The sequence below is a fragment of the Nonomuraea sp. NPDC004702 genome, from assembly GCF_053601695.1.
On the sequence record NZ_JBSGCE010000078.1, the window covers coordinates 1 to 15,304 of the forward strand.

Consider the following 15,304-nt stretch of genomic DNA (forward strand, 5'->3'; position numbering starts at 1 on the left):
TGCGGGGGTCCTGGCCAGGTGCCACAGGGACGCGCCGATCGCACTCCAGGTGGTGTCGATACCGGCGATCAGCAGCAGGGCGATCGTGCCCGCCACGTGCCCGGCCTCCAGCTTGTGGCCGTACAGCTCGGCCTCGACGAGGTACGTCGTGAGGTCGTCGCGCGGGTGCTGCACGTGGTCGCGGATCTGGTCCAGCAGGTAGTCGAAGAGCCGTCCCATGTTGGCGGTCCGCTGCTCGGGCGGCAGGTTGACGCCTTCCAGGGCGTTCTCGATGAACTCGCGGAAGCGCGGGCCGTCCTCGGGCGGGAAGCCCAGCATGTCGGCGATCACCCGCATCGGGATGTGCTGGGCGTAGTCGCGGGCGGCGTCCACGACGTCCTGGCCCTCCAGGGCGTCGATCAGCTCGTGGCACAGCGCCCGCGTCGACTCCTCCCGCCTGGCGACCGCCGTCTTGGTGAACGCGGGCAGCAGCAGCTTGCGGGCGTCGTGGTGGAAGGGCGGGTCGGACGAGATCGGCGGCGTGCCGCCCACCGGCGCGCTCTCCCGCGGCGGCCGGAAGTTGCTCATGATGATCGAGCGTGAGGAGAACCGCTCGGTGTCGTAGGCGACGGCCGCGACGTCCTCGTAGCGGGTGGGCAGCCAGCCGCCGCCGAACCGGTCGGTGTGCGCGATCGGGCAGCGCCGCCGCAGGTCGTCCTGGATCGGGTACGGGTCGGCGGCCCATTCCGGCTCCAGGTGGGAGAAGTCGGTGGCCCAGTCCGAGACCGGGCCGGTGACGATCTCGCTGCGGGTGCCGAGCTCCTCGCCGTCGCCCGGCTCGCCGAAGTTCTTGACGAAGCGCTCGTCCACGCTCATGTCACGCCTCCCCGAGCAGGTCGATCGCCCGCTCCGGGCAGTTGGAGACGGCCAGCCGCGCCGTGCGCTCCTGACCGGGCGGCACCTCGCCGTCGCCGAGGACCGTTCCGTAACCTTCGTCGTCCTCGCCGAACAGGTCGGGGGCGAGGTCGTAGCAGCGGCCATGTCCCTGGCAGCGCTCGGGGTCGATCTGTACTCTCACGGCGTTCCTTCGTGCGGTGGGGCGGGGGAGAGGGCGGCGACGACGCGGATGAGCAGCCTGGCCCACTCCTCCTCGTCCACCTGGTGGGGGTCGGGGGCGATGAGCGCGCTGCCCATCGCGAGCAGGAGGCAGAAATGGGCGACCGCCTCCGGTGACAGCGCGTCGTCCAGCTCGCCGCCGTCCTGGCCGGCGCGGACCAGGCCGGCCAGCCGGTGGACGCGCTCGCCGACGTAGTCCCGCATGGGCAGGGCCACGTCCTCGTCGCGGCGGGCGGCGGCCAGCGCCTCGACGACGAGGTCGCCGCCGGCGTCCAGGGGGCGGGGGAGCCGGCGGCCGGCGGCGACGAGCAGGTCGGCGACCGGCCGGTCGGGGTCGTCGGCGAACAGGCCGTCCATCAGCCGCCGCCCGTGCGCGCCCAGCGCGGCCACGAGCAGGCCGGCCTTGGAGCCGAAGTGGGCGTACAGGGCGCCGTTGCTCACCCCCGCGGCGGCGGCGATGTCGGCGACGCGGGTGCCGTCGTAGCCGCGCCTGGCGAAGACGTCCGCGGCGGCGCGCAGCAGGCGTTCCCGCGTCTCGGCGGCGGTGACGCCGGCGATACGTCCCATGGACGAATTAAAAGATCGTTCATTTCATACGTCAAGAGCGGCTCCCTATCCCGTGATCGGCGCCTTCACCACCAGCACCTCCTCTCCCGCCGCGCCGCTCAGCCGGACCGACAGCTCCCACACCCCGGCCATCGGGAACAACTCGCCCTCGGCCACGTAACGGCCCGGCTGCCGCGGGTCGGCGACGATCTCCGGGGTGGCGTGGCCCATGCCGGGCATCACCGTGGACAGCGCCACCGTGTGCGGGTCGCCGGAGGTCACCCGCACCTCGGCCGTGACGCGGCCCGTCGTCGGCCTCGGGACCACGACGGTGACGGCGTACCGTTCGCCGGTGCTGGTGAGGGTGAGCGGGCCGGGCGCCGAGCCGCGCACGTACAGGAACACCGCCAGGGCCGCGGCCAGCAGCGCGGCGACGGCCAGGATCCGCCTCATCCGGGAGCCTCCGCGACCTCGACGGTGAAGGGCACGGTCACGATCCGGCCGGCGGCCGCGTACTGCGCCCAGGCCAGGTAGCGGCCCGGCGCAGGGAAGCTGAACGTGAAGCGCAGCCGGGGCGCGGGGGCGCCCATCTCGTGCACGTGGCCGAGGAACGCGCCGTCCTGGCTGCGCACGATCAGGTGCCCCGACATGCCCAGCCACTGCCGCGGCGTGACCCCGAGACCCACCTCGATCGCCGCCGGACGCCCCGCGACCGGCACGGACGGCCGCACCACCGGCGTGCCCCCCGTCCCCGGCGGGACCGGCGGCGGAGCGGCCACCGCGGGCCCGGCGACCCGGAACTCGCCGTCGAGCAGCTGGCCGCCGGAGTCCTCGCGTTCCAGCTCCGCGTAGGCCAGGAACCGGCCCGGCCGGTCGGCGCGCAGCCGGACCTCCAGCCGTCCGGGCGCGGTGCGCAGCGGGTGCAGGTGCCGGAAGTAGGCGCCGTCCTCGCTGGTGACCACCAGGTGGGCGAGCGCCTCGTGGTGCAGGACGAGGTCGTCCACCGGATGGCCGGTCGAGCCGTCGGTGAGGTCCAGGCGCAGCGTGAACTCCTCGCCGGCCGCCGGACGCGCCGGGACGGTCGTCACCCGTCCCCGCGCGAAGGGCCGTCCGAGGGCCGTCGTGTTCACCGCCGGGGCGGCGCCGTCCGGCGGCGGGGGCGGCAACGAGGGCTCGAACACGACGACCATCGCGGCCACCGTCACCGCGGCCGCCGCGCCGCCGGCCAGCAGCATCGCCGGGGTCCTGCGCGACAGCGCCCCGGTGAGCAGGCCGCCCACCAGCAGCAGCCCGGCCACCAGCAGGCCGCCGTAGATCAGGAACTCGCCGGCGGAGCCGCGGTCCACCAGGACGCGGAACGGCAGCACGGCGACCTCGCCCCCCGCCGTCAGCCTGAGCTCGTGCGGCCCGGTGCGCTCGACCGTGATCCTGACGTACCGGGGGGTCGCGGACGGCTGCGCGGTGGCCGTCGCCTTGTGGCCGTCCTCGACCGAGCGCACCTCCAGGCCGATCGGCGGCGCGGTCGCCGGCTCGTAGGCGATCACGCCGATCTGCAGCGGCCCCGGCACCCGCGACGTGCCCTTGATCACGACCGTGAGCTCGGCGCCGGCGATGGTCTGGGCGAAGCGCAGGTCCGCCCCGGCCGTGACGTTGTGGGCCGCGGCCGGGGCGGCGCCCGCGAGCAGGAGTACGGCGACGAGACACAGGACCCGGAGCGGCCGGATCATGCCCGTCCGGCGTCGGCCGCGTCCGCGGGGAGCGCGTTCGGCAGGAACAGCGCCCCGAGCGCCAGGCCGATCAGCCCGGCCACCACCGGCGCGCCGGTCCACAGCTCGGGCACCGCGGGCAGCCCGCCTCCGGCCGCCGAGGCGATCCCGATGTAGAGCGACCAGGTGACGAAGGCCGACAGCCCGGCGAAGGCCCAGTAGGCCCCCCGCCGCGCGCCGGACGGGCGCAGCAGGCGGATCAGCACGTCGCTCGCCAGGCCCGCGGCGACGAACGTGAGCAGGGTCGGCGCGTTCTCGAACGCCGTCTGCGCGCCGGGCATCAGGACGGCGATCGTGTACATGACGGTCACCGCGCCGAACGGCAGGTTCCAGCGCCGGGCCACCAGCAGCACCGGGGCCAGCAGGACGACGTTGCTGATGACCATGGAGGTGGCCAGATGCTCGGCGCCCGGCCCGTCCACGCTGGAGAACGCCTCGACGACGCGCGCGGACCGGTACTGCAGGGCGTCGCCGTACGACAGGAACAGCGACACCAGCGTGGCCGCGAACGCGAGCCCGGCCAGCGCCGGGAACAGCCGCCCGAGCGAGGGCCGGACGCCGACGTCGGGGGCGTTCCAGGCCGAGCGAAGCGGCGTGGTGATGATGAGCAGCATGGTCACGATCAGCCCCAGGTGCGACGGGCTGAACAGGATGTCGACGCTGGTCTCGATGCCGAGCACGGTGTGCCAGGTCATGTCGGCCAGCCCGAACAGCGCGAACGCCGGGATGGCGACCAGCCCGGCCAGATAACCCTGGGGAACGGCCGCGACCCCCTGCCGGCCGAGCCGCACGTTGCGGAACACCTGCCAGATGATCCAGCCGGACACCGCCGCGAACCCGGAGTAGAACGCCGCGTGCCACGGCGTGAAGAACGTCTCCAGGTCGCTGCGGTTGGTGTGCGCCCAGGCGTCGATCATCAGTCCGACGCCGAACCAGACCCCCAGCAGCGCCGTGACGAGATCCGCCCGGAGCGGCACCCATCCGCGCGGCTCCCCAGAGTCCGCAAGTAATCGCCGTACGCCCGCGTTGGCCTCTGCCACTTCGCGTCTCCCTTCTTCCATGATCGAATACTTCCAGAAGCCGCGAAGTGGCGGGAAGCCCAAGATCACCATCGCCGAGCGGCCCCGGGCCGACGCCCGTGGCCGCCAGTCTCGCCGACGGCCGCCGCGAGTGCGCGGCGGCCGGGGCCTCACGCCGGAGCCGGGCGCTGCCTGGCCACCACCAGGTGCAGCCCGTGGGGCAGCGGCTCGGTGCGGGCGACGTGCAGCCCCGCGGCCCCCAGCAGGCTCTCGACCTGGGTCAGCGTGCGTTCCTGGCCGCCGCTGAACAGCGTGAGCATCTTCATGTCCAGCGCGACCGCCGACGTCGTCGAGCGGTGCGGGTCGTCGTCGAGGACGGCGTCCACGATCCACAGCTCGGCGCGGCCGTCCATCAGGGACGCGAGCCGCGCCAGCAGCTTGGCGGCCTGCTCGTCGGGGTAGTTGTGCAGGATGTTGCCCAGCAGGTACAGGGCCGCCCGGGGCAGCGGGTCGGTGAACATGTCGCCCTCGGCCACCGTGATGCCCGCCCGCCCGTCCAGGTGACGGCGGGCCTGGGCGGCCACCTCGGGCAGCTCGAACAGCACGCCGCGCAGCCGCGGGTGGGCCGCCAGGATCGTGGCCAGGACGATCCCGGTGCCGCCGCCGATGTCGGCGACCACGTCCACGCCGGTCACGTCCTGCTCGGCGAGCGCGCGGGCCACGGTGACGCTGCGGGTGGCCATGAACTCGTTGAACAGCGCGCCGGCCGCGGGCCGGGCCCCCAGCCAGGCGTAGGGGGAGTCCACCTGGTGCAGCTCCAGCGCGGCGGGCGCGCCCCTGGTGATCGTCCGGTGCAGCAGGTCGGCCGAGTCGCGCCACAGCTCCTCGCCCCACATCAGCGCGGCGGGGGCCAGCGAGTCGTCCCGGCCGCTGGTGAGCAGGTCGCCCTCGCCGGTGAGCAGGTAGCGGCCGCGGGCGTCCCGCTCGACCAGCCGCAGGTGCTCCAGCGCCCGCAGCAGGCGGCCGAGCAGCATCTCGTCGGGACGGCCTGCGCCGCCCGCGGAGATCTCGTCGGCCAGCTCGTGCACGGCGCACGGCCCGGCGGCCAGCAGGTCGAACACTGACAGCCGCAGCGCGGCCCGGACGGCGGCGTACAGGATGAAGTCGTCGATCAGGCGCAGCACCCGCGCCCGCTCCGGCGTCTCGCTCATGGGTTCCCCTTCCCCGACTCCCAGGCCGGCCGGACGATCATGTCTTCGGCCCGCAGCGGCGCGGGCAGGTAACCGAACCTCACCATGGTGTCCACCACCGACTGCAGCTCTTCGGGCTCCAGCGCGGCGGGGAACGTGCCGAGCGTGATGGTCGGCAGCACCTCGCGCGGGATCTTCGTGTACGTGCCCAGCACCCCGGTGACCAGGTTCCGGTCGCGGGCGTCGAGCTGGGCGTGCGCCATGGCCCGCTGGAACCCGGCGACCGCCCGGGGATGCGCGGCCGCGTACGAGGCGGTCGTGGCCCACCCCGCGATCGGCCACCCGGCGGGGACGTTCGCCATGGCGTCGCCCAGCGACCGGCCGCCCTGCCGGCGGTAGGCGGTGATGAACGGCTCGGTCATCCACGCCACGTCCACCGCGTGCGCGGCCAGCGCGGCCGGCATGTCGGGCAGGGGGATCTCCTTGAACGCGACGTCGTCCGCGGAGACCCCGGCCGCGGCGAGCACGGTCTCGGCGCTCAGCGTGCCGACCGAGCGCAGCGTGGCCACCGCGACGCTCTTCTTCGCGCCGCCGGAGCGCCGCAGGTCGCGCGGGCTCCTGATCGGGCTGCCGGGCGCCACGAAGAGCTGGAACGCGCCCGGCGCGGCGTGGTAGGCGTCGGCGACCAGCTTCAGCCGCCCCGGCTCGCGCCGCTGCTGCAGGAACGCCGTCACGTAGTTGACCAGCCCGAACTCCAGGGCGCCGCCCTTCATCCGGTCGATCGCCGGGCCGCCGCCCTGCACGGTCACCGGCTCGGCCGACAACCCCTCGGCCGCGAAGTAGCCGCGGTCGCGGGCGAGGTAGACCAGCGCGCTGTCGGGGATCGGGATGACGCCGATCCGGATCTTCTCCAGCGGCGCGCCGGAACCGGTCGCCCGCGGGCCGCTTGGAGCGGGTCCGCCGCAGGCCGCGAGCAGGGCGGCGAGCAGGAACAGCAGTAGGGGACGTGATCGTCGCACGGTTCTCCCTTCGAGGTCCGCCGCCGGCCCTCGCTCCCGCTGGCGGCCTGGACACAGGTCGGAACCAACGCCCTTGAGTGCACCATCGGGAGGCCCGCCTTGCAACGCCCGGTCAGAACGGGATGGCCGCCGTGTCAGATGCGCGCCCGGCTGTTGCCCTCCTGGTGCACGGCGCCACCCTCACCCCTTCGGCGGCAACGCCTCCTACGACGACCCCGCCGCCCCCCGCGACCTGCTGCCCGCCTACGACGTGGGCGACCACCTGCACCTGAACCCGACGGAGTGAGCGTCGTCCTTCGCGGTCCGGACGGATGAGAAGATCGAGAGTGCTCCGAATCGCAGAAGCAGTACTCGCGAGGTTACCGGCGCCGCTGCAGGCGCTCGTGCTGAGGCACCGTGAACTGCTGAAGTTCGCGGTGGTCGGCGGAGCGACGTTCGTGGTGGACAACGCGGTGTTCTACGGGCTGAAGCTGACCGTCCTGCAACCGAAGCCGGTGACCGCGAAGATCATCGCGGTGCTCGTGGCGACGATCGTGTCCTACGTGCTCAACCGCGAGTGGTCGTTCCGGCTCAGGGGCGGTCGCGAGCGCCGCCACGAGGCGGGGTTGTTCTTCCTGGTCAGCGGCATCGGCCTGGTGCTCAGCTCGGCGCCGTTGTGGGTCTCCCGTTACGTGTTCCGCCTGGAGGCCCCCGACGTGGGCCTGGCGGCCCAGGAGATCGCCGACTTCGTGAGCGCGCAGCTCGTCGGCACGGTGATCGCCATGGTCTTCCGCTTCTGGGCGCTGCGGAAGTGGGTCTTCCCCGACGAGAAGACCCACCCCGTCGGCGTGCGGCCGGCTGCCCTGCCCCGGTACCACGGACGCCGCACCCTGCCGGTGGCCAAGCGCAAGCCCCGCAGGTCCGGCGTCCGGCAGGGACAGCGTTAGACAGGGTCAGCGGTAGGCGGCGGCCTGGAGGGTGTAGAGGTCGGCGTAGAGGCCGTTGAGCGCCATCAGCGCCTGATGGTCGCCCTGCTCGGTGACCTTGCCGTGGTCGAGGACGTAGATCCGGTCGGCGTAGCGCACGCTGGCCAGGCGGTGGGTGATGAGCAGCACCGTGCGGCCCTCGGAGTGGTCGCGGATGCGCTCGAACAGGGCGTGCTCGGCGCGGGCGTCGAGGGCCGCCGTGGGCTCGTCGCAGATGAGCAGGTCGGCGTCGCGGTAGAACCCCCGGGCCACCGCGATGCGCTGCCACTGGCCGCCGGACAGCTCGCAGCCGTCCTTGAAGCGGCGGTCGAGCAGCGTGCGGTAGCCGAGGGGCAGCCCCGCGACCACCTCGTCGGCCCCCGCGACCGAGGCCGCTGCGACCAGGGCGGGCTCGCCCTTGTCGGCGCCCATGGTGATGTTGTAGCGGGCGGTGAGCGGCCAGCGGGTGTGGTCCTGGGCGATGACGGCCGTGCGCAGGCGCAGGTCGTCGGGGGGCACGTCGGCCAGGTCGACGTCGTCCCAGGAGACGGTGCCGGTGTCGGGCTCGTACAGGCCGGAAAGGATCTTGGCCAGGGTGGTCTTGCCGGAGCCGTTCTCGCCCACGAACGCGATGACCTCGCCGCGCTTGATCTCGACCGTCACCCCGCGCAGCGCCGGCTGGTCGGCGCCCGGGTAGGTGAACGTCACGTCGTCGGCCACGATGCGCTCGAACCCCTCGGGCACCGCCGCCGAGCGGGCTGTGGGCACGCGGCGCTCGGCGTCGGCGCAGAACTGGAGGAAGTCGGTGAAGTAGAGGCCGTCCTCGTAGAGGCGGTTGGTGGCGTACAGGAGGTTGGCCAGTGAGGACTGGCCGGTCCTGATGGCCAGCACCGCGGTGCCCGCGACCGCGAGCGGGATCGCCGCCACGGCCAGCAGCACGCCCAGCGCGACGTAGACCAGGGCGGTGCCGAGGCCGCCCAGGGCCTCGCCGACCAGGCCGGCCAGGGTCTGGCGTCTGGCCAGGGTGAGCAGCACGTCCTGCTCGGCCCTGGCGACGGCGTCGTACATGCGCAGCAGGAAGCCGCGCATGGTGAACGAGCGCACTTCGGCGGCGGGCTCGCGGTCGGCCAGCAGCTCGGCGATGATCCACTTGCGGCGGCGGGCGGGGATGAGGGAGTACATCGTCGAGTAGCGCATGCGGGCGCCGCGCACGGTGGCCCACGCGTCGGGCAGCACGGTCAGCAGCAGCAGCGGCAGCAGCACCGGATGGAGCACGCCCAGCACGCCGGCCGCCGCCGCGATGCCGACGGCGGCGGTGACGACGTTGATGGCCGAGCTGACCACCGCGCCGGCCACGCTGACGCCGCGCATGTTGGCGCGTTCGAGGCTGTCGTGGAACTCCGGGTCGTCGTAGGCGACCAGCTCCACCTGGCTGGTCAGGCCGTAGAGGCGTTCCTCGGTGTGGCGCGAGATCTGCGGGGTCAGGCGTGACTGCGCCCAGCCCGCGCCGGCCTGCACCGCCGTGCGCAGCACGGCGGCCACGCCCACCAGGACGAGGCTCGGCAGGGCGGCCAGCACGCGGCCGGGGGTCGGGCCCTCGCTGAACAGGGCGCTCAGCACGCCGGTGGTGGCCAGCAGGCCGAAGGCGGTGAAGACGCCGCCGAGGAGGTTGAGCGCGATGGTGGCCACGGTGTCGCGGGGGCCGGCCCGCCAGGACATGCTCATCGCCTGCGTCACGAGCGACGGCAGGCGCCTGGCGATGGTCAGGAAGCCGACCTCGGCCATCTTGTCGTTGTGGGCGTACCAGTCGGAGACGGTGATCTCACCGAGTTCCAGAGGCTCATCGGGCATGCGCTGAGTGTGCGGGCGGGCACCGACGGTTTCCGCCGTCTCGTGCTCCGGAGTGACAGGACGGTGGCCCGTGCGCCACCGGCCTGTCCACGGCCCGCCAGGCAAAGACGCGCGGGCGGCGGCGTGTCCCGGTCGCCCCGGCGGGCGCGGGCACGATTTCATGTCCCCCGGTCACTCCACGTAACCAGAACGACACAGGGGACGGAATGCGAAGAATCACGGGGTTCGCGGTCGCGTGCGCGGTCGCCATGAGCGTCACCCAGCCCGCCTGGGCGGCCCCGCGGGAGGAGGTCCGCATCACCCGGTATCTCGGGGAGCAGCGGCTGCCGTACCTGATGCAGTTCGACGGCACCACCGTCGGCGGGGTGTCGGGCATCGACCGCGACCCGCGCACCGGCGCCTGGTACCTGATCTCCGACGACCGCTGGCGCTACGGTCCCGCCCGCTTCTACACCGCCCGCCTGGACATCGACCGGGACTCGGGCGCGTTCACCGGCATCAGCCTGACCGGGGTCACCACGCTGACCAGGCAGGACGGCACCCCCTACCCCGGCTACGGCAAGCCCGGCTCGGCCGACCCCGAGTCCATCAGGTACGACCGCTGGTCCGGTCGCCTGCTGTGGGGCGACGAGGGCGACCGCCCCGACGCCGGCCACCCCGACCTGCCGCCGGCCGCCTCCGGCGTGCGCGCCGCCGACCTCCAGGGCCGGCACCAGGGGGACCTGCGCCTGCCGGGCAACCTGCGCCTGACCACCACCGAGCACGGCCCGCGGCGCAACGCCGGTTTCGAGGGCCTGGCCGTCACCGCCCGCCGGATCACGGCGATGACCGAGGGCCCCCGGTACGAGGACGGCGAGCCGTCCACGGTCCGGCACGGCGCGCCCGCCCGGCTCACCGTGTGGGACCGGCGGGGCGTCCCGCGCGGCCAGTTCGTCTACCCGCTCGACGCGCTCCCGGCCGCGCCGGTGCCGCCCACCGGGGAGTCCGACAGCGGGGTCTCGGAGATCCTGCCCATCGACGACCACCGCTACCTGGCCCTGGAACGCTCCTGGATCGAGGGCGTCGACTACAAGGTCAAGCTGTACGAGATCGACCTGACGGGCGCGACCAACGTGCTGAGCCAGGACGACCTGAGCGCGGGGTACCGGCCGGTGAGCAAGCGGCTGGTCTACGACCTGGGCGACTTCCGGCCGCCGGTGCAGAACCTGGAGGCCATGTCGTGGGGGCCGCGGCTGGCCAGCGGTGAGTGCACGCTGGTGATCGGCTCGGACGACAACTTCGGCAGGAACGAGGTCAGCCAGTTCACGGCCTTCGCGGCCACGGGCTGCCCCTGACCCCCGCCACCGGCCCGGGACCGCGTGGGAAGGCCCGCCCGGCCGCCGGGCCGACACCGCGTGGGCGGCCCCGCCTCGCCGCCGGACCGGCCCCGCGCCCGCGGGGCCGGGCCGGACTGAGGGTGGCGGATATATACGAATTGGAATATTTTCCCGGGAAAGCATCATGGCTACGCTCGACAGCCATGACTCTCCTGAAGCCCGCACGCCGGGCGGCCGCCGCTCTGGCGCTCGCGCTCGCCGCCGGGTTAACCGCGGCCGTCCCCGCGCACGCGCGCGAGGCGGCCCCGCCGTCCGCCGGCACCGTCCTGCGCGGGCTGGACCTCGACCGCGCCACCGTGCTCGACCTGCAACGCGCCATGGACCACGGCCGCTTCGACGCGGTGACGCTGACCCGCTTCTACCTCGACCGCATCCGCGCGGTGGACCCGCTGCTGCACGCGGTCGTCCAGACCAACCCCGGCGCGCTGGGCGAGGCCGAGCGCAGCGACCGGCGTCGCCGCCGGGGCGCGCACGGGCCGCTGGAAGGCGTCCCGGTCCTGCTCAAGGACAACATCGACACCGCCGCGCCGCTGCGCACCACCGCCGGCTCGCAGGCGCTGCTCGGCGCCCGGCCGGCCGCGGAGGCGTTCCTCGTCCAGCGGCTGCGGGCGGCCGGCGCGGTGATCCTGGGCAAGGCCAACCTGTCGGAATGGGCGAACTTCCGCTCCAGCCCGTCCTCCAGCGGGTGGAGCGCGATCGGCGGGCAGACCAACAACCCCTACGTCCTCGACCGCAACCCCTGCGGGTCGAGCAGCGGCTCGGCGGTCGCCGCCGCCGCCACCCTGGCCGCCGTCACCATCGGCACCGAGACCGACGGCTCGATCGTCTGCCCGGCCGGGATCAACGGCGTGGTGGGCATCAAGCCCACGATCGGGCTGGTCAGCCGGGCCGGCGTGGTGCCGATCTCGGCCCGGCAGGACACCGCGGGGCCGATCACCAGGAACCTCACCGACGCCGCCGCCGTGCTCTCGGCCATCCAGGGGCCCGACCCGCGCGACCCCGCGACCGTCCCGGGCGGCGACCGCGACTACCTCAAGGCCCTGCGTCCCGGCGCGCTGAACGGCGCCCGCGTCGGCGTGTGGCGCTCGGTCGCGGGCGACAACCAGGAGGTGCGCGCCGCCCTGGACGCCACCGTCGCCACGCTCAAGGCCCGCGGCGCGACCGTGGTGGACGTCGAGCTGGAGGGCATGGACCAGGCCGGCGAGGCCGAGTTCCCGGCGCTGCTGACCGAGTTCAAGCACGACCTGAACGCCTACCTGGCCGCCACCCCCGGACGGCACCCCGCCGACCTGGCCGGGCTGATCGACTTCAACCGGCGGCACGCCGGGACCGAGCTGCGGTACTTCGGCCAGGAGGTCTTCGAACAGGCGCAGGCCACCACCGGCGACCTGGACGACCCCGCCTACCGCGCCCTCCGCGACCAGGCCACCACGCTGGCCCGCCGCGCGATCGACTCGGCGATGGCCGCCGGCCGCCTGGACGCGCTGCTCGCCCCCACCAACCACGCGGCCTGGCTGACCGACCTGACCAAGGGCGACGACTTCACCGGCTTCGTCTCCTCCTCCGCGCCCTCGGCGATCTCCGGCTACCCGGCGGTCACCGTCCCGGCCGGGTACGCCAGGGACGTCCTGCCGCTCGGCGTCACGTTCTTCGGCGGGCGGTTCTCCGAGCCGTCCCTGATCGCCCTCGGATACGCCTTCGAGCAGGCCGCTCAGGTCCGCAAGCCGCCGACGTACCTGCGCACCCTGCCCTGAGCGGCCCGGCGGCGGGCTACGGTAGGGGCGACGGTCACGACGGGAAGGAGGCGAGGTGCGCAGCAGACTGCCCGCCGCGCTGCTTCTCGTCCTGTCGTGGCTGCTCCCCGCGACGGGCCATGCCGAGGTAGCCGCCCAGGTCGCCGCCCCGGCCGTCACGCAGGCCGTCACGCAGGTCACGGCGATCCAGGCGGCGGCCGACCCGCCCGCCGTCGCCCAGCTCGGCTCCACCCCGCCGCCGCCTCCGCTCGCGCAGGTCAGGCAGGCGGGGCACGACCAGGCCGGGCCCGGCGGGCAGGCGCTGCCCGCCGCGGCCCCGGCCCGGTCGCTGCACGTCTGGTCGGCCGTCGTCCGGCGGCCCGCCGTCCGTGCCGCCGCCGACCGGCCCAGGGGCGCGGCGGCGGCCCGCGCGCCTCCCTCCACGGTGCTCTGAAGATCCCTCTTCCGCACACCTGAGCCTGTGGAGGCCTCATGTCACGTGCGCCCATGTGGCGCGCGCTGGCGGCGTTCGCCGTCATCGCGACCTCGATCATCCTGTCCCTCACCGCCACGCCACGCCTCGGCCTCGACCTGCGCGGCGGTACCCAGCTCGTCTTCGAGGCCAGAGACTCCCCGACGGTCACGGCCGACTCCTCGGCCACCGACCGCGCCCTCGACGTGCTCCGCCGCCGGGCGGACGCGCTGGGGGTCGTCGATCCCACCCTGGCCCGCTCCGGCGAGAAGCGGATCATCGTCGAGCTGCCCGGCGTGCTCGACCCGAGCAAGGCGGCCGAGGTCATCGGCCGCACCGCCCAGCTCGCCTTCCACCCGGTCACCGGCCCCGGCAAGGCCGGGGACGCCACCGCGCTGCCCGACGAGAGCGGCAGCCCGCTCGCGCTCGGCCCGGCGGCGATCAGCGGCGACGGCGTCAGCGACGCCACCGAGCGCAGCGACCCGCAGCGCGGGCCCGGCTGGTCGGTCACGGTCGACTTCCGCGACGCCGACGCCTGGCAGCGGATGACCGGCGCGGCCGCCTGCCAGCCGGCGGGCGACCCGAAGCGGCGCGTCGCCATCGTGCTCGACAAGAAGATCATCTCGTCGCCGCAGCTCGACCCGTCCGTGCCGTGCGGCACTGGCATCCCGGGCGGCAACACCGAGATCACCGGGTCCTTCACCCACGAGGAGGCCCGCGACCTGGCCGTGCTGATCAAGGGCGGCGCGCTGCCCGTGCCGCTCGACCTGGTCGAGCAGCGGACGGTCGGCCCCACGCTGGGCGCCGACGCCATCGAGGCCAGCGTCAAGGCCGCGATCGCCGGGCTGGTGCTGACCGCCCTGTTCATCATCGTGATCTACCGCCTGTCCGGCCTGCTCGCCGCCATCGCGCTCACCTGCTACGGCCTGATCTCCTACGCCGCGCTGGTCGCGATGGGCGCGACGTTCACGCTGCCCGGCCTGGCCGGGTTCGTGCTGGCCATCGGCATGGCGGTCGACGCCAACGTGCTCGTCTTCGAACGCGCCAGGGAGGAGTACGGCCTGGCCCCGGCCCGCGGGCTCGCCCCGGCACTGAACCGGGGGTTCAAGAACGCCTGGAGCGCCATCGCCGACTCCAACGTCACCACGCTCATCGCCGCCGCGCTGCTGTTCGGGCTGGCCTCCGGGCCGGTCAAGGGGTTCGGTGTGACGCTGGCGATCGGCGTGCTGGCCTCGCTGGTGTCGGCCATGCTGATCACCCGCGTGCTCACCCAGGCCGTCATCGGCCGGATCGGGCCGCGCCTGTCGGGCCTGGCCTCACCGGGCGCGGTCCGGACGTGGCTGGCCCGCCGGAACCCCCAGCTCATGAAGGCCAGGAAGCTGTGGCTGGCGGTCGCGGGCGGCCTGGTCGTCGCGGCGCTGGCCGGGCTGTTCACCCGCGGCCTGGACTTCGGGGTCGAGTTCACCGGCGGCCGGCTCGTGGAGTTCGGCACGTCCAGGGCGGTCGACGCCGACACGGCCCGGCGGCTCGTGAGCGAGGCCGGCTATCCGGGCGCGGTCGTGCAGGCCGCCGCCGACGGCGTGACCGTGCGCGCGGGGCAGCTCGACCCGGCCAAGGTCCAGGCCGCGCTGGAGGGGCGGGGCGGCGAGGTGAGCAAGGTGCGCGACGAGTTCATCGGCCCCACGCTGGGCGAGGAGCTGCGCCGCAACGCGGTCATCGCGCTCGGCGTGGCCGTGGCGGCGCAGCTGCTCTACCTGGCGGTGCGCTTCCGCTGGACGTTCGGCACGGCGACCGTGCTGGCGCTGCTGGTGGACCTGGCCGTGGTGATCGGGCTGTTCGCCTGGCTCGGCAAGCCGGTGGACGGCGTGTTCCTCGCCGCGATGCTGACCGTGGTCGGCTACTCGGTCAACGACAAGGTGGTGGTGTTCGACCGGGTGCGCGAGCTGTGGGCCGCCCGCCGCACCGCGCCGCTGGCCGAGGCGGTGAACACGGCGATCCTGCAGACCGTGCCGCGGACCGTCAACACCGGGCTCGGCGCGCTGTTCGTGCTGGTCGCGCTGGCCGTCTTCGGCGGCGACTCGCTGCGTGACTTCGCGATCGCGCTGGTCACCGGCATCGTCGTGGGCACGCTGACGTCGTCGTTCGTGGCCGGCCCCGCGGCCATCGGCCTGGCCCGGTACGACCGCCGTCCGGCCCCCCAGCCACCCGCGCCCAAGGCCGCCCGGCGGCCCCGCGAGGGCTCGGGAGCCGTGTTGTGACCGGCGCCGCGGGCCCGCCTCGCGCGGGCGGGCCC

14 protein-coding genes are annotated in these 15,304 nt (G+C 74.2%); 5 read left to right on the top strand and 9 right to left on the bottom strand.

The genetic code is table 11. The annotated features are described in order from the left end of the window. From ACWEJ6_RS47085 to ACWEJ6_RS47120, 8 genes are all read right to left on the bottom strand, one after another. The coding region (locus tag ACWEJ6_RS47085; protein WP_452431861.1) for a cytochrome P450 at positions 1-855 on the bottom strand (855 nt) is incomplete at its 3' end. Between the two features lies 1 nt (position 856). Continuing rightward, entirely contained in the window at positions 857-1,057 is a 201-nt protein-coding gene (locus ACWEJ6_RS47090; protein WP_352354927.1) for a ferredoxin, read from the bottom strand. Beyond that, positions 1,054-1,662, bottom strand: coding sequence for a TetR family transcriptional regulator (locus tag ACWEJ6_RS47095; RefSeq protein ID WP_452431862.1), 609 nt, complete (start codon positions 1,660-1,662; stop codon positions 1,054-1,056). Before ACWEJ6_RS47095 ends, ACWEJ6_RS47090 begins: the two co-directional genes overlap by 4 nt. A gap of 45 nt (positions 1,663-1,707) precedes the next feature. Beyond that, entirely contained in the window at positions 1,708-2,094 is a 387-nt protein-coding gene (locus ACWEJ6_RS47100) for a FixH family protein (protein WP_387673911.1), read from the bottom strand. After that, complete coding sequence (locus ACWEJ6_RS47105) at positions 2,091-3,368, bottom strand: hypothetical protein (protein WP_452431865.1); 1,278 nt, start codon at positions 3,366-3,368, stop codon at positions 2,091-2,093. The genes ACWEJ6_RS47100 and ACWEJ6_RS47105 overlap by 4 nt, the downstream gene beginning before the upstream one ends. Next, the gene (locus ACWEJ6_RS47110; RefSeq protein WP_358302617.1) at positions 3,365-4,447 is read right to left on the bottom strand and encodes a hypothetical protein; all 1,083 of its coding nucleotides are present in this window, start codon (positions 4,445-4,447) and stop codon (positions 3,365-3,367) included. The genes ACWEJ6_RS47105 and ACWEJ6_RS47110 overlap by 4 nt, the downstream gene beginning before the upstream one ends. A 149-nt stretch (positions 4,448-4,596) precedes the next feature. Continuing rightward, positions 4,597-5,637 (bottom strand): methyltransferase, encoded by a 1,041-nt coding sequence (locus ACWEJ6_RS47115; RefSeq protein ID WP_452431867.1) that lies wholly within the window; start codon positions 5,635-5,637, stop codon positions 4,597-4,599. Further along, the gene (locus ACWEJ6_RS47120; protein ID WP_452431869.1) at positions 5,634-6,635 is read right to left on the bottom strand and encodes an ABC transporter substrate-binding protein; all 1,002 of its coding nucleotides are present in this window, start codon (positions 6,633-6,635) and stop codon (positions 5,634-5,636) included. The genes ACWEJ6_RS47115 and ACWEJ6_RS47120 overlap by 4 nt, the downstream gene beginning before the upstream one ends. A gap of 383 nt (positions 6,636-7,018) precedes the next feature. Between ACWEJ6_RS47120 and ACWEJ6_RS47125 the strand changes: the two genes are divergently transcribed. Continuing rightward, positions 7,019-7,561, top strand: coding sequence for a GtrA family protein (locus tag ACWEJ6_RS47125; RefSeq protein ID WP_358302626.1), 543 nt, complete (start codon positions 7,019-7,021; stop codon positions 7,559-7,561). A 6-nt stretch (positions 7,562-7,567) separates the two neighbouring features. Here the strand turns inward: ACWEJ6_RS47125 and ACWEJ6_RS47130 are convergent, their stop codons facing one another. Continuing rightward, positions 7,568-9,430 carry an ABC transporter ATP-binding protein gene (locus tag ACWEJ6_RS47130; RefSeq protein WP_452431871.1) on the bottom strand — a complete coding sequence of 621 codons (1,863 nt, stop codon included), beginning with the start codon at positions 9,428-9,430 and terminating at the stop codon, positions 7,568-7,570. A 206-nt stretch (positions 9,431-9,636) separates the two neighbouring features. Between ACWEJ6_RS47130 and ACWEJ6_RS47135 the strand changes: the two genes are divergently transcribed. The 4 genes from ACWEJ6_RS47135 to secD all read left to right on the top strand — a co-directional run bounded on the left by ACWEJ6_RS47135 (position 9,637) and on the right by secD (position 15,269). After that, entirely contained in the window at positions 9,637-10,764 is a 1,128-nt protein-coding gene (locus ACWEJ6_RS47135; RefSeq protein WP_452431873.1) for an esterase-like activity of phytase family protein, read from the top strand. A 185-nt stretch (positions 10,765-10,949) separates the two neighbouring features. Further along, positions 10,950-12,560 carry an amidase gene (locus tag ACWEJ6_RS47140; RefSeq protein WP_452431875.1) on the top strand — a complete coding sequence of 537 codons (1,611 nt, stop codon included), beginning with the start codon at positions 10,950-10,952 and terminating at the stop codon, positions 12,558-12,560. 55 nt (positions 12,561-12,615) lie between these two features. Further along, positions 12,616-12,993: a hypothetical protein gene (locus tag ACWEJ6_RS47145; protein ID WP_452431877.1), complete on the top strand. Its 378-nt coding sequence runs from the start codon at positions 12,616-12,618 to the stop codon at positions 12,991-12,993. Positions 12,994-13,031: 38 nt separating this feature from the next. Next, positions 13,032-15,269, top strand: a complete 2,238-nt coding sequence (gene secD, locus ACWEJ6_RS47150) for a protein translocase subunit SecD (RefSeq protein WP_452431879.1) — start codon at positions 13,032-13,034, stop codon at positions 15,267-15,269. Positions 15,270-15,304 lie beyond the last annotated feature (35 nt).

Bases quoted from the DNA above. Each gene is read 5' to 3' on its own strand.
- ACWEJ6_RS47095 (WP_452431862.1), bottom strand. From the start codon at position 1,662: ATGGGACGTATCGCCGGCGTCACCGCCGCCGAGACGCGGGAACGCCTG.
- ACWEJ6_RS47100 (WP_387673911.1), bottom strand. From the start codon at position 2,094: ATGAGGCGGATCCTGGCCGTCGCCGCGCTGCTGGCCGCGGCCCTGGCG.
- ACWEJ6_RS47105 (WP_452431865.1), bottom strand. From the start codon at position 3,368: ATGATCCGGCCGCTCCGGGTCCTGTGTCTCGTCGCCGTACTCCTGCTC.
- ACWEJ6_RS47115 (WP_452431867.1), bottom strand. From the start codon at position 5,637: ATGAGCGAGACGCCGGAGCGGGCGCGGGTGCTGCGCCTGATCGACGAC.
- ACWEJ6_RS47130 (WP_452431871.1), bottom strand. From the start codon at position 9,430: ATGCCCGATGAGCCTCTGGAACTCGGTGAGATCACCGTCTCCGACTGG.
- ACWEJ6_RS47135 (WP_452431873.1), top strand. From the start codon at position 9,637: ATGCGAAGAATCACGGGGTTCGCGGTCGCGTGCGCGGTCGCCATGAGC.
- ACWEJ6_RS47140 (WP_452431875.1), top strand. From the start codon at position 10,950: ATGACTCTCCTGAAGCCCGCACGCCGGGCGGCCGCCGCTCTGGCGCTC.
- secD (WP_452431879.1), top strand. From the start codon at position 13,032: ATGTCACGTGCGCCCATGTGGCGCGCGCTGGCGGCGTTCGCCGTCATC.